13 protein-coding genes are annotated in these 12967 nt (G+C 70.1%); 10 read left to right on the plus strand and 3 right to left on the minus strand.

The genetic code is table 11. The features are described from left to right. Window positions 1–37: 37 nt before the first annotated feature. On the plus strand, window positions 38–1168 hold the full coding sequence (locus tag GPX89_RS10710) for an agmatine deiminase family protein (protein ID WP_157387370.1): 1131 nt from the start codon (window positions 38–40) through the stop codon (window positions 1166–1168). Between the two features lie 33 nt (window positions 1169–1201). After that, window positions 1202–1777 (plus strand): TetR/AcrR family transcriptional regulator, encoded by a 576-nt coding sequence (locus GPX89_RS10715; protein WP_328601696.1) that lies wholly within the window; start codon window positions 1202–1204, stop codon window positions 1775–1777. 10 nt (window positions 1778–1787) lie between these two features. Here the strand turns inward: GPX89_RS10715 and GPX89_RS10720 are convergent, their stop codons facing one another. From GPX89_RS10720 to GPX89_RS10730, 3 genes are all read right to left on the minus strand, one after another. Then, window positions 1788–2168 (minus strand): PLDc N-terminal domain-containing protein, encoded by a 381-nt coding sequence (locus GPX89_RS10720; RefSeq protein WP_157387371.1) that lies wholly within the window; start codon window positions 2166–2168, stop codon window positions 1788–1790. Between the two features lie 118 nt (window positions 2169–2286). Next, on the minus strand, window positions 2287–2634 hold the full coding sequence (locus tag GPX89_RS10725; protein WP_328601697.1) for a zinc ribbon domain-containing protein YjdM: 348 nt from the start codon (window positions 2632–2634) through the stop codon (window positions 2287–2289). 9 nt (window positions 2635–2643) lie between these two features. Further along, complete coding sequence (locus GPX89_RS10730) at window positions 2644–3447, minus strand: alpha/beta fold hydrolase (protein ID WP_328601698.1); 804 nt, start codon at window positions 3445–3447, stop codon at window positions 2644–2646. Between the two features lie 181 nt (window positions 3448–3628). Here GPX89_RS10730 and GPX89_RS10735 point away from each other — a divergent pair, with 181 nt between their 5' ends. The 8 genes from GPX89_RS10735 (at window position 3629) to GPX89_RS10770 (ending at window position 12939) form a co-directional block, all read left to right on the plus strand. Continuing rightward, window positions 3629–4105 carry an NADH-quinone oxidoreductase subunit B family protein gene (locus GPX89_RS10735; protein ID WP_157387372.1) on the plus strand — a complete coding sequence of 159 codons (477 nt, stop codon included), beginning with the start codon at window positions 3629–3631 and terminating at the stop codon, window positions 4103–4105. Continuing rightward, on the plus strand, window positions 4102–6081 hold the full coding sequence (locus GPX89_RS10740) for a proton-conducting transporter transmembrane domain-containing protein (protein ID WP_157387373.1): 1980 nt from the start codon (window positions 4102–4104) through the stop codon (window positions 6079–6081). Before GPX89_RS10735 ends, GPX89_RS10740 begins: the two co-directional genes overlap by 4 nt. Before the next feature lie 5 nt (window positions 6082–6086). After that, a complete protein-coding gene (locus tag GPX89_RS10745) occupies window positions 6087–7043 on the plus strand; it encodes a respiratory chain complex I subunit 1 family protein (protein WP_157388102.1) in 957 nt (318 codons plus the stop codon). Beyond that, complete coding sequence (locus tag GPX89_RS10750) at window positions 7040–7702, plus strand: hypothetical protein (RefSeq protein ID WP_157387374.1); 663 nt, start codon at window positions 7040–7042, stop codon at window positions 7700–7702. The genes GPX89_RS10745 and GPX89_RS10750 overlap by 4 nt, the downstream gene beginning before the upstream one ends. Then, window positions 7699–9165 (plus strand): proton-conducting transporter transmembrane domain-containing protein, encoded by a 1467-nt coding sequence (locus GPX89_RS10755; protein WP_157387375.1) that lies wholly within the window; start codon window positions 7699–7701, stop codon window positions 9163–9165. The genes GPX89_RS10750 and GPX89_RS10755 overlap by 4 nt, the downstream gene beginning before the upstream one ends. Beyond that, entirely contained in the window at window positions 9162–10640 is a 1479-nt protein-coding gene (locus GPX89_RS10760; RefSeq protein ID WP_157387376.1) for a hydrogenase large subunit, read from the plus strand. Before GPX89_RS10755 ends, GPX89_RS10760 begins: the two co-directional genes overlap by 4 nt. 52 nt (window positions 10641–10692) lie before the next feature. Beyond that, entirely contained in the window at window positions 10693–11013 is a 321-nt protein-coding gene (locus GPX89_RS10765) for an ArsR/SmtB family transcription factor (protein ID WP_157387377.1), read from the plus strand. A 96-nt stretch (window positions 11014–11109) separates the two neighbouring features. Next, window positions 11110–12939, plus strand: coding sequence for a phosphoenolpyruvate carboxykinase (GTP) (locus tag GPX89_RS10770; RefSeq protein ID WP_328601699.1), 1830 nt, complete (start codon window positions 11110–11112; stop codon window positions 12937–12939). Window positions 12940–12967 lie beyond the last annotated feature (28 nt).

The following is a 12967-nucleotide window of genomic DNA, read 5'->3' on the forward strand; positions in this document are numbered from 1 at the left end:
ACGCCGCGCCGGGCCACCCACACGAGGAGACATCGAGATGGAACGACGCGGATTCGTGCGATCGGGGATATTGACCATGGGCGGGCTGCTGCTCGCGGGCTGCGACGGGCCGATCTCGTCGTGGTTCAGCGGCGACTCGAGCGCGTCCAAGCCCGCCGACGGCCGCGACTGGGTGATGCCCGATGAGGGCGCGCCGCACAAGCGCACCTGGATGGCCTTCGGTGCGAGCGAGGCCATCTGGGGCAAGCAGCTGCTGCCGCAGGTCCGTCAGAACCTGGCCCTGATCGCCGCCACCATCGCCCGCTTCGAGCCGGTGTCCATGCTGGTGCGCCAGGACGAGATCGACATGGCGCGCACTCTGCTCGGCGGCGCGAACGTCGAACTCATCGCCGCCGACCTCGACGATCTGTGGATGCGCGACACCGGTCCGGTCTTCGTGAAGGGCAACGGCACCAAGGCCGGCGTGGACTTCAACTTCAACGGCTGGGGCGGCAAGCAGCAGCACAAACGGGACGCCGAGGTCGCCACCTTCGTCGACGGCCGCGCCGGGGTCGAGACCGTGCACACCGATCTGGTGCTCGAGGGCGGCGGCATCGAGGTGGACGGTGAGGGCACCGCGATCATCACCGAATCCTGTGTGCTGAACAACAATCGGAACCGGGGCTGGAAGAAGCCCGACGTGGAGGCCGAACTGCGCCATCTGCTCGGCATCGAGAAGGTGATCTGGCTGCCGGGCATCGCCGGGCACGACATCACCGACGGCCACACCGACTTCTACGCCCGCTTCGCCGGACCGGGCGTGGTGGTCGCCGGGCTCGACAACAACGAGGAGTCCTTCGACTACGACGTGACCCGCCGCCATCTCGACCTCCTGCACAATGCCACCGACGCGAAGGGTCGGCCGCTGCGGATCGAAACCCTCGAAGCGCCTTCGGAATTGCGCTACAAGGGCGCGGGCGACGACTTCGCGGCCGGATACATCAACTTCTACGTTTGCAACGGCGGCGTCATCGCCCCCGAATTCGGCGACCCCGAAACCGATTCGGCCGCACAGGCCACCCTGCAGCGCCTGTTCCCCGGCCGCCAGGTCGTGCAGATCAATATCGACGCCATCGCGGCGGGTGGTGGCGGCATCCACTGCACCACGCAACAAGAACCTGTCGACTGACCCTTGTGCCGGACACCCCTAAAGTGAGGAATCGTGTCAGATCGTCGAATCCAGATCCTGGAAGCCGCCGTCCGAGTCATCGGACAGGACGGAGTCCGCGGGCTGCGGGTCGACAAGCTGGCCGCCGCCGCGGGGGTGTCCACCGCGCTCATCTACTACCACTTCAGGGATCGCGCGGGCATCCTGCGAGCTGCCTTGGAGCACATCAATCATCGGGCCGAGGCGTATACCGACCGGGCCTTCGCCGACCTCGACGATCCGCGCGCGCAGGTCGAGAAGATGCTGCTGCTGGAGATCCAGGACGCCGACGAGGTGCGTGAGAACAGCGTCGCCTGGGGAGAACTGCGCGCCAGCGCGGTGTTCGATTCCGCACTGCGCGAACCACTTCGGTCCAACACCGACTCGTGGAACTCGGATGTGGAGACGCTGATCCTGCACGGTCAGGAAACCGGTTCCATCCCAATGGATCTCGACGCCTCCGCGGTAGCCGAACGCCTCACGGCCCTGGTCGAGGGCTTGAGCGAACGCTGGCACAGCGGTTCGCTCACCCTGGACCGGGCCCGGCGGCTGCTCACCGGCGCGATCGCCGCCGAACTCGGTGCGCGCTAGCGGGTTTCGCTCAGATCTGCTCGCCCTGCTCGCGACGGCGGTCCACCTCGCGCTGGCGTTCGGCCTCCTGCCGCCGCGCCTCGGCCCGCTGCGATTCGGCGCGCTCGCGCAACCCGCGCAGGAACTCCTCGTCGGCCGCCGGATCCTGGGCGACATAGCGCCCGGGCCGGTCGTATTCGCCGTAGCGGGTGTTCGACTGCGGCCGACCCTCGTGGACCGGGCGGCCCAGGATCAGCCACAGCAGCCCGCCCAGCGTGGGCAGGAAGATGACGATCACCAGCCACAGACCCTTGGGCAGGTGGCGAATGCCGCCCTCGGGCGAGGTGATGATGTCGATCAGGCAGAACACCCACAGGCCCAGCGTGAGCAGTCCGACAGCCGCGTACGGCATCGCATTTCTCCTAGTACAGATCGGGTCGAGCATTCGACCCGGAATCCCCTCCACGGCCGGAAACGGCCTGCTCGGGGACTATACCGAAGAACCTGCGATCACCACTGCGCGCTCGGCCTCAGACCTTCTTCACCACGCTCGACTTCAGCTGCATCGCGCCGATCCCGTCCACCTTGCAATCGATATCGTGATCCCCGACACCCTGCACCAGGCGGATATTGCGAACCTTGGTGCCCGCCTTGATCCCGGTCGGGCTGCCCTTCACCTTGAGGGACTTGATCACGGTCACGGTGTCGCCGTCGGCGAGCACGTTGCCGACCGCGTCGCGGATCACGCCGTCGTCGGCGGCCGCGTCGGCGGCCTCGAGGGTCCACTCATGGGCGCACTCGGGGCAGGTCAGCAATCCGCCCACCTCGTAGGTGTATTCGCTGGCGCAGGCGGGGCACGGCGGCAGGGTGTCGGTCACGTCTGGTCCTTACTGCTTCAGGAAGTCGATGATGGTGCGGTTGACCTCATCGGGCTGTTCGAGATAGCCGTAGTGCCCGCACTTCTCGATCTCGACGAAGCGCGCACCCGGAATCGCGTCCGCCACCTCGCGGCCGAAAACCGGTGGCAGCATGCGATCGTCGGCGAATCCGACGACCAGGCTGGGCACGGTGATGCGGGCGTAGTCGGCAAGACGGTTGCGGGAGCGGTCCATTCGCATCTGGGCGAGCACACCCGGCGCGGGCTCCGCGCTCGCCGAGTACTCGAAGATGTCGAGCCACTGCTGGGCCTGATCGTCGGCCTCGAGGGTGGCGGGGGACAGGTTCAGCATGGCCTTGATGGCGGCCGCGTACTCCGGCGGCAGCTTGATGCCCTGCGTCGCCAGCGCCTGCTCACCCTTGCTCAGCGTGGCGGCGAGGGGATGCGGCCGCCCGGTGGTGGCCAGCATGACCGCCTTGCGCACCAGATCCGGCCGCGCCAGCGCGAGCTCCTGGGTGACCCGCGCGCCCAGCGAGGTGCCCACCACATAGGCCGGGCCGCCGAGCGATTCGATGAGCGCCGCGGTGTCGGCCACCAGGTCCTCGATGCGCATGCCGTGCGCGCTCTCCTCCGAGGGCGCGATGCCGCGATTGTCGAAGGTGGCGACCCGGAACCCGGCCTTCACCAGCGCCGGAACCTGATACGTCCGCCACACCCGCCCCGGGCTGCCGGTACCCATGACCAGCACGACCAGGGGTCCGTTGCCGGTGACGTCGTAGTTGAGGCGAATGCCGTTCAGCGTGGCGATGGGCACGTGGGGTCTCTCTGTCGCGCGGTTCGAGGAACGACCGAACGTACCATGTGTGCGAAATTTACTTGTTTCATTGTTTCGCAAACAGTGGAACAGGGCGCGCGTATCTGCTAAACCTTCAAGCCGTGGGTGACGTACTCGTGAGGGTTGCACTTCCCACCGTCCGAAGCGGGCGGTGACAGCCATGGGCTGGTTGCGCACCATGCTGCGGATCGGCCGGGTGGCCGAGGCCGCGCCGGAACCGCCGCCCGCGGCGAAAACCCCTGCGGCGCTGCGGGGTTCACTGCAGCTGCGGCATGTGGACGTGGGCTCGTGCAATGGGTGCGAGATCGAGATCTCCGGTGCGTTCGGGCCGGTGTACGACGCCGAGCGCTACGGCGCGCGGCTGGTCGCCTCGCCCCGGCACGCCGACGGGCTGCTGGTCACCGGCGTGGTGACCCGCAATATGGCCGAGGCGCTGCGGCGCACCCACACCGCGACGCCCACGCCGAACGTGGTGATCGCCTGTGGCGACTGCGCTTTGCACAAGGGCCTTTTCGCCGATGCGTACGGCGTGGTCGGGGCGGTGCGCGACCTGGTCGACGTGGACGTGGAGATCCCCGGCTGCCCGCCCCCGCCGGAAGCGATCGTGGCCGCGCTGCGCTCGGTGACCGGCCGATGACGGCCACCGTGGCGCGACACGCGAAACCCGCCGACACACCGTTGCGGGACAGCGCTTTCGGTCCCGTCCTGTCCGGGATCGCGACCACGCTGGTGGGTGTCGCCGGAGTGACCGCCGGGCTGATCGGGGTGTTCGGAGCACCGCGTTCACTGTCGGTGGGCTGGCTGCTGCCGTTGTCGGGGGTGTACCTGCATCTGGACCGGCTCGGCGGATTCTTCCTCGCGCTCACCGGCGCGGTCGCGATTCCGGTGGGCGCCTACGTGATCGGCTACGCCCGGCGCGAGCACCTGGGCCCGGTGCCGCTCGCCGTGCTGCCGATCTTCGTCGCCGCCATGCTGGTGGTGCCCGCGGCCGGATCGGTGACCACCTTCCTGCTGGCCTGGGAATCCATGGCGATCGCCTCGCTGGTGCTGGTCTTCGCCGAACACCACCGCCGCTCGGCCCGCACGGCCGGAGTCTTCTACGCGGTCATGACACAGCTGGGATTCGCCGCGATCCTGGCCGGGCTGCTGGTGGCGAGCGCCGCGGCGGGCGGCGCGGACGAGTTCGCGGGCCTGTCCGCGGTGCCGCAGGGCACCCGGGCGGCCGTATTCGTGCTCACCGTGGCCGGATTCGGGTCCAAGGCCGGTCTCGTGCCGCTGCACGCCTGGCTGCCGCGTGCCCATCCCGAAGCGCCCAGCCCGGTCTCGGCACTGATGAGCGCCGCCATGGTGAACCTCGGCGTCTACGGCATCGTGCGCTTCGATCTGCAACTGCTCGGCCCCGGCCCGCGCTGGTGGGGTCTGACCCTGCTGATCATCGGCGGCATCACGGCCGTCTACGGGGTGCTGCAGGCGTCGGTGGCCGCCGATCTCAAACGGCTGCTGGCCTTCTCGACCACCGAGAACATGGGCCTGGTGACGCTGGCATTGGGCGCGGCGACGCTGCTGGGCGCGGCCGGATCCACCGCCGCGGCCACCGTCGCCATGGCGGCCGCGCTGCTGCACCTGATGGCCCACGCCGCCTTCAAGAGCCTCGGATTCCTGTGCGCCGGCTCGGTCCTGGCCGCCACGGGACTGCGCGACCTGGATCGCCTCGGCGGCCTCGCCCGCCGCATGCCCGCCACCACGACACTGTTCGGCATCGCCGCGCTGGGTGCGTCGGGACTGCCGCTGGGCGCGGGATTCGTCAGCGAATGGCTGCTGGTGCAATCCCTGATCCACACCGGTGCGCAACGTGATCCGGTGGTGACGCTGGCCGCGCCGCTGGCGGTGGGCGCGGTCGCGCTGACCGCCGGGCTGGGCGTGGCGGCCATGGTGAAGGCGTTCGGGGTCGGCTTCCTGGCCCGCCCGCGTTCCGAGCACGCCGCCGAGGCACGCGAGGCGACGCCGTCGATGATCACCGGAATGGCCTTGTGCGCGTGTGTGTGCGCGGTGCTGGCGGTGGTCCCCATGGTGGCCGGACCGGCCCTGGAGCGAGTCCTCGGGGAGCTGCCGGTCTCGGCCGCCCGCGACTTCGCCGGTCTGGGCTGGATGGTCCGACTGCCTGGAATGTCGGGATCCATCTCGCCCGGAGTCCTCGCGCTCACGCTGGCCCTCGCGGTGGCCGCCGTCGCCACGGCGACCACCCTGCGCGCCCGCCGCAATCCCGCCACCGCGACCCTGCCGCTGTGGGCCTGCGGCGCGGACCAGCCCAGCGCCCGGATGCAATACACCGCAACCTCTTTCGCCGAGCCCCTGGAACGGGTCTTCGACGACGTGCTGCGCCCCGACACCGATATCGAGATCACCCCGCTGGCCGAATCCCGATACCTGGTCGAGAAGGTCGCCTACCGCGCCCGCCACACCGACACCGTCGAAACCCGGCTCTACCGGCCGGTCGTGCGCGCGGTGCGAACGGCCGCGGTCGCGGTGGCGCGCGCCCACAACGGCAGCGTCCACCTCTATCTCGCCTACGGCGCGCTGGGCGTGCTGATCGTGCTGGTGGTGTCGCGATGACCGCGCTGTCCTACCTCGCGGGCGCGGCCCAGATCGGCGGCGTCATGGCCGGAGCCCCGCTGGTGGCGGGCGTCATGCGGCAGGTGCGGGCCCGCGCCGAGGGCCGAGCGGGCGCGGGCGTCACCCAGCCGTGGCGCGACCTGCGCAAGCAGTTCGGCAAACAGTCCATCATCCCGACCGGCACCACCGTCGTCTTCGCCTGCGCCCCACTGGTTCTCGCGGGCACCACACTGGTGATCGCCGCCGTCGCACCGCTGGTCGCGACCGGGTCGCCGCTGGACGGGGCGGCCGATCTGTTCGCCGTGGTGGGCCTGCTGTTCCTCGGCACGGTCGCGCTGACCCTGGCCGGGCTCGACACCGGCACCGCCTTCGGCGGCATGGGGGCCAGCCGGGAGACCGTCATCGCCGCCCTGGTCGAGCCGACCATCCTGCTGTCGGTGTTCGCCCTCTCGATTCCGGGCGGATCCTCGAATCTCGGTGCGCTGGTGCGCAATACCATCGATCATCCCGGCCGGGTGGCGACCCTGAGCGCGGTGCTGGCCGCGGCCGCGCTGGTGATCGTCATCATCGCCGAGACCGGCCGGCTGCCGGTGGACAATCCGTCCACGCACCTGGAGCTGACCATGGTGCACGAGGCCATGATCCTCGAATACGCCGGTCCGCGACTGGCGCTCATCGAATGGGCCGCCGCCATGCGGCTGACCGTGCTGCTGGCCCTGCTGGCGAATCTGTTCCTGCCCTGGGGCATCGCGGGCGGCGCGCCCGGGGTCGCGGCGGTCGGCCTCGGCGTGCTGGCCATCGCCGCGAAGGTGGTGGTGCTCGCGGTGGCCCTGGCCTTCGCCGAGGTGTTCATCGCCAAGCTGCGGCTCTTCCGCGTCCCCGAACTGCTCGCCGGTTCGTTCCTGCTGGCGCTGCTGGCGGTGACCGCGGCCAACTTCTTCACCGCACGAGGGGGAGCATGACCGCCAACGGCTATGCCAGCCTGCTCGATTTCGCCGCCGGGGCCATGGTGCTGGCCGCGGTCTTCGTGGTCTGGCGGCGCGACCTGCGCGCCATCACCTGGCTGCTGGGGGTGCAAGGCGCGGCGTTGGCGGTGATCCCGCTCGCGGAGGGCGTCCAGCACCGCGACCTGCCGCTGCTGGTGGTCGGCGGCATCGTGCTCGGCCTGCGCGCGGGAGTCCTGCCGTGGCTGCTGGGCCGGGCCGTCGGCGCGGAACGCGGCGAATACCGTGAGGCCACACCGCTGGTGAACACCGCGGCCTCGCTGCTGATCGCGGCCGCGCTCACCGTGGTGGCATTCGCGGTGACCCGGCCGCTGGTCAACCTGCAACCCGGACCCGAGACCGCCGCCGTGCCCGCGGCCTTCGCCGTCATCCTCATCGCCCTGTTCGTCATGGCCACCCGCCGCCACGCCGTCTCCCAGGCGGCCGGATTCCTGATGCTGGACAACGGAATCGCCGCGACCGCCTTCCTGCTCACCGCGGGCGTTCCGCTCATCGTCGAACTCGGGGTGTCCCTGGACGTGTTCTTCGCGGTGATGGTGATCGGAATCCTCACCGGCCGCCTGCGCCGCACCTTCGGCGGGGCCGATCTCGACCAACTGCGGGAGTTGCACGAATGACCGCGACCATCGTGTCCGCCATGCTCGCGCCCGTCGCCGCCGCGATCGCCGGGGCCCTGGGCGGATGGCGGCGTGCCACAGCGCTTCTCACCGTCGCCGCCGCGCTGGCCGTCCTGGGGTGCGCGATCGCCCTCGGTATCGGGCTGCACGGCCGCGAGCTGGTCCTGGTCGACGGACTGCTGCGGGCCGACGCGCTGTCGGTGACCATGCTGAGCGTCATCGGCGTCGTCGGCACCCTCGCCACCTGGGCCGGAATCGGTTACATCGACGCCGAACTGGCCCACGGCCACACCGACGCGAAAGCGGCTCGCGCCTACGCGGCCCTGGTGCCCACATTCCTGGCGGCCATGGTGGTCGCGGTGTGCGCCAACAACATCGGCGTGATCTGGACCGCCGTCGAGGCCACCACCGTCGCCACCGCCTTCCTGGTCGGCCACCGCCGCACCAAGGCGGCGCTGGAGGCGACCTGGAAATACGTGGTGATCTGCTCGGTCGGCATCGTGGTCGCCTTCCTGGGCACCGTGCTGCTGTACTTCGCGGCCCGGCACGCGGGCGCGCCCACCGAGCATGCCCTGGACCTGGATGTATTACTCACCCGCGCAACGCATCTCGATCCGGCCGTCACCCGCCTGGCAGCCGGGCTGCTGCTCATCGGCTACTGCGCCAAGGTCGGGCTCGCGCCCTTCCACACCTGGCTCGCCGACGCCCACAGCCAGGCCCCGGCCCCGGTGTCGGCGCTCATGAGCGGGGTGCTGCTCGCGGTCGCGTTCTCGGTGGTGTTGCGGGTCAAGGCCGTTGCCGACCCGGCCATCGGAACCACCTACCTGCGCGCCGGTCTGCTCACCCTGGGCCTGCTCACCCTGGCCATCGCGGCGCTGCTGCTCACGGTCACCCGCGACGTCAAACGCATGCTCGCCTATTCGTCCATGGAGAACATGGGACTGGTCGCGGTCGCCGCGGCCGCCGGGACCCGCCTGGCCATCGCCGCGCTGCTGCTGCACGTGCTGGCCCACGGCGTCGGCAAGACCGTGCTGTTCCTGTCCACCGGTCCGCTGCAGGCCGCCCACGACTCCACCGCCATCTCCTCGATCACCGCGGTGGCGGCCCGATCCCGGGTGCTGGGAACGGCTTTCGCCCTCGGCATGGTGGCGCTGCTCGGACTGCCGCCCTTCGCCCTGTTCGCCAGCGAACTGGCCATCGCCCGCTCGCTCGCCGACGCCCGATTGGCGTGGGCGCTCGGTGCGGCGCTGCTGCTGATCGCCATCGCCTTCGCCGCCCTGGTCCGCAACAGCAGCCGAATCCTGTTGGGGCCCGCGCCCTCCGGCGCACCCGCCATCGCCGTGCCCGCGACCCTCGCCACCGCGCTCGCGGTCGGCGTCGCCGCGGCCCTGGCGCTCGGTGTCACCGCCGGACCGCTCACCGACCTGTTCACCACCGCCGCACAGCAGGTGGCCGCCCGATGAACCGGACCCGCCGCCTGGTCGCCGTCGACGACCTCACCGACGCCGCCGAGGAGCTGCTCGGCGCGGGCTACCGGCTGGCCCTGGTGGCCGCCCATGACGACGGCCGCCCGCCGCTGCGCGTGGTCCACCTGTTCCTGGCCGGACGCCCCGACCGCCGCGTCGAACTGGAATGCCTGCTGCCCGTGCACGATCCGGTGCTGCCGTCGCTGGCCTACATGTCCTTTCCCGCCGGACGGTTCGAACGCGAGATGCGCGACCTGTACGGGATCGGATTGCGCGGGCATCCCCGGCCGCGCCGCCTGGTGCGGCACGCGCACTGGCCCGAGGACTGGCACCCCATGCGCGCCGACGCGCCGACCACCCCACCCGAATTCGGCGGCTCCGGGGAGCTGCGCTTCCTCACCGTCGGCGGCGAGGGCGTCTACGAGATCCCCGTCGGCCCGGTGCACGCCGGGTTGATCGAGCCCGGGCACTTCCGGTTCTCGGTGGTGGGGGAGACCGTGGTGCGGCTCAAGGCCAGGCTCTGGTACGTCCACCGCGGCATCGAACGGCTCTTCCACGGCCGATCGGCCACCGGCGCAACCGAACTGGCCGAGCGGGTCAGCGGCGACAGCTCGGCCGCGCACGCGCTGGCCCACTGCCTGGCGGTCGAAGAGGCGTGCGGTGCAACCGTTCCCGAGGACGCACAGCGGCTGCGTGCCCTGCTGGTGGAGCTCGAGCGGCTCTACAACCATGCCGCCGACCTGGGCGCGCTGGCCAACGACGTGGGCTTCGGACTGGCCAACGCGCATGCGCTGCGGCTGCGCGAGGAACTCCTGCGGATCAATGCCGAGGTCACCGGACATCGATTGCTGCGCGGCGCGATCCGCCCCGGCGGAGTGACCCTGCGGCGACTGCCCGACCCCGCCCGGCTGGCGTCCCTCGCGGCCGACCTGGCCGAGCTGACCACCCTGACCCTCGGCAACGGCATCATCTACGACCGCTTCGCGGGCACCGGTGTGCTGGCCGCCGACGACGCCCGGGCGCTGGGCTGCCTGGGTTGTCCGGCGCGCGCGAGCGGTCTGGTCACCGACGCCCGCCTGGACCATCCCGTCGTCGAGCTGCCGATCGAGGAGATCCGCGCCGAGACCGGCGACGTGCTCGCCCGCTACACGGTCCGGCGCGACGAGTTCGCGGCCTCGGTCGCACTGGTCACCGAGATCGTCGTGAACCACCGTGGCCGAACGGAATTCACCGGCGACCTCGACACCGGTCCGCGCGTCGGCAGCGGTGTCGGCATCGTCGAGGGCTGGCGCGGCACCATCGTGCACCGCGTGGAGATCGACGACGCCGGCCGCCTCACCCGCGCCAAGATCGTCGACCCGTCGTGGTTCAACTGGCCTGCCCTCCCGGTGGCCATGAGCGAGACGATCGTGCCCGACTTCCCCTTGGTCAACAAGAGCTTCAACCTGTCCTACGCGGGAAATGATCTGTAACCCGGTCCGGCGATGATTGTCCTGCTTGCTAAACTCTGCAACTGTGCCAGGAATGCAACGGCCGCTGTATCAAATGAAGGCGGACTTCTTCAAGACGCTGGGTCATCCGGTCCGCATCCGCGTCCTCGAACTGCTCAGCCAGCGTGACCACGCCGTCTCCGAGATGCTCGTGGAGATCGGCGTCGAGGCCGCCAACCTGTCCCAGCAGTTGTCGATTCTGCGCCGCGCCGGACTGGTCACCGCCCGCCGCGAAGGGCTCTCGGTCACCTACGAACTGACCTCGCCGCAGGTCGCCGAACTGCTGGCGGTCGCCCGGGTCATCCTCACCGGTGTCGTCACCGGCCAGGCCGAGGCCCTCGAACAACCCGCCTAGCCGACCCCCGTTCGATTCGAACAGGGGGTCGCCGACCTCGCTGATTTCCTGTTTTCTAAACTACATACCTAGTTGTTTCGTGAAGAAAGGTTCGCCGTGCCCGAACGTATCTCCGCGGTCGCCACCGCACCGGCTCCGACCGACCATTCCGGCATCCTGACCTGGGTCGAGGAGATCGCCGAGTTGACCGCGCCCGAGCGCGTCGTCTTCTGCGACGGGTCTCGCGAGGAGTGGGATCGGCTCACCGGGGAACTGGTGGCCAAGGGGACCTTCGTGCCGCTGGCGGCCAAGCCCAACTCGTTCTGGTGCGTGTCGGATCCCGACGACGTGGCGCGCGTGGAGGACCGGACCTTCATCTGCTCGGAGCACGAGAGCGATGCCGGACCGACCAACAACTGGGTGGACCCGGTCGACATGCGCACGGTCATGACCGAGCACTACCGGGGCGCGATGGCCGGGCGGACCATGTACGTGATCGCCTACTGCATGGGACCGCTGGACGCCGGCGAGCCGAAATACGGTGTGCAGATCACCGATTCGGAATACGTCGCGGTGTCGATGCAGATCATGACCCGCTCCGGCGCGCAGGTGTGGGAGAAGCTCACGCAGGGAACGGAGTTCGTGAAATGCCTGCACTCGGTGGGGATGCCGCTGACCGATGGACACGCCGATGTGGCGTGGCCCTGCGACAAGACGAAGTACATCGCGCACTTTCCCGAGTCCCGCACGATCTGGAGCTACGGGTCCGGCTACGGCGGCAACGCCTTGCTCGGCAAGAAGTGCTTCGCGCTGCGCATCGCCTCGGTGCTGGGCCGCGACGAGGGCTGGCTGGCCGAGCACATGCTCATCCTGAAACTGACCTCGCCGCAGGGTAGGACGCACTACATCGCCGCGGCGTTCCCGTCCTCGTGCGGCAAGACCAACCTGGCCATGCTCGAGCCCACGCTGCCCGGCTGGAAGGCCGAGACCGTCGGCGACGACATCGCCTGGATGCGTTTCGGGGCCGACGGGCGGCTCTACGCGGTCAACCCGGAGGCCGGATTCTTCGGCGTCGCACCGGGAACCGGCGCGAAGACCAACCCCAATGCCATCGCCACCATCGAGGCGGGCAACTCCATCTTCACCAACACCGCCCGCACCGACAACGGCGACGCCTGGTGGGAGGGCCTGACCGAGCAGCCCCCGGCCCACCTCGTCGACTGGCACGGCGAAGACTGGACGCCTGCGTCCGGAACCGCTGCCGCGCACCCGAACTCGCGCTACTGCACCCCGATCGAGCAGTGCCCGTCGGTCGCACCCGAATGGAACGACCCGCGCGGCGTGCCGATCTCGGCGATCTTCTTCGGCGGGCGCCGGGCCACCACCATCCCGCTGGTCGCCGAGTCCTTCGACTGGGCGCACGGCGTGTTCACCGCGTCGGTGCTGTCCTCGGAGACCACCGCGGCCGCCGCGGGCAAGGTCGGCGTCGTGCGCCGCGACCCGATGGCCATGCTCCCGTTCCTGGGCTACCACGTGGGCGACTACTTCGCGCACTGGCTGGCCATGGGCGCGCGCGAGGGCGCGCAGCTGCCGAAGATCTTCCAGGTCAACTGGTTCCGCCGCAGCGCCGACGGCAAGTTCCTGTGGCCCGGCTTCGGCGACAACGTGCGCGTGCTGAAGTGGGCCCTCGAACGCCTCGAGGGGACCGCCGAGGCGGTCCGCACCCCGATCGGTTTCGTCCCGACCTCGGAGGCCCTCGATCTCGACGGACTGGGCGCGGGGTATCGCGGCCTCATCGACGCGGCCCTGGACGTGGACGTCGACGAATGGGTGCGCGAGCTCGAGTCGATCGACGAGTGGTACGCCACCATCGGTGGCAACCGCCTGCCCGACGCCCTGCGCGCCGAGCTCGCCGCCCTGAAAATGCGTCTGGCCGAGGCGCTCTGACCGTGGCATCACTACTACCGTCCAGATC

Source organism: Nocardia terrae, assembly GCF_009760405.1.
Lineage (GTDB): Bacteria > Actinomycetota > Actinomycetes > Mycobacteriales > Mycobacteriaceae > Nocardia > Nocardia terrae.

Bases quoted from the DNA above. Each gene is read 5' to 3' on its own strand.
- GPX89_RS10765 (WP_157387377.1), top strand. From the start codon at position 10,693: ATGCAACGGCCGCTGTATCAAATGAAGGCGGACTTCTTCAAGACGCTG.
- GPX89_RS10760 (WP_157387376.1), top strand. From the start codon at position 9,162: ATGAACCGGACCCGCCGCCTGGTCGCCGTCGACGACCTCACCGACGCC.
- GPX89_RS10755 (WP_157387375.1), top strand. From the start codon at position 7,699: ATGACCGCGACCATCGTGTCCGCCATGCTCGCGCCCGTCGCCGCCGCG.
- GPX89_RS10720 (WP_157387371.1), bottom strand. From the start codon at position 2,168: ATGCCGTACGCGGCTGTCGGACTGCTCACGCTGGGCCTGTGGGTGTTC.
- GPX89_RS10735 (WP_157387372.1), top strand. From the start codon at position 3,629: ATGGGCTGGTTGCGCACCATGCTGCGGATCGGCCGGGTGGCCGAGGCC.
- GPX89_RS10740 (WP_157387373.1), top strand. From the start codon at position 4,102: ATGACGGCCACCGTGGCGCGACACGCGAAACCCGCCGACACACCGTTG.
- GPX89_RS10750 (WP_157387374.1), top strand. From the start codon at position 7,040: ATGACCGCCAACGGCTATGCCAGCCTGCTCGATTTCGCCGCCGGGGCC.
- GPX89_RS10710 (WP_157387370.1), top strand. From the start codon at position 38: ATGGAACGACGCGGATTCGTGCGATCGGGGATATTGACCATGGGCGGG.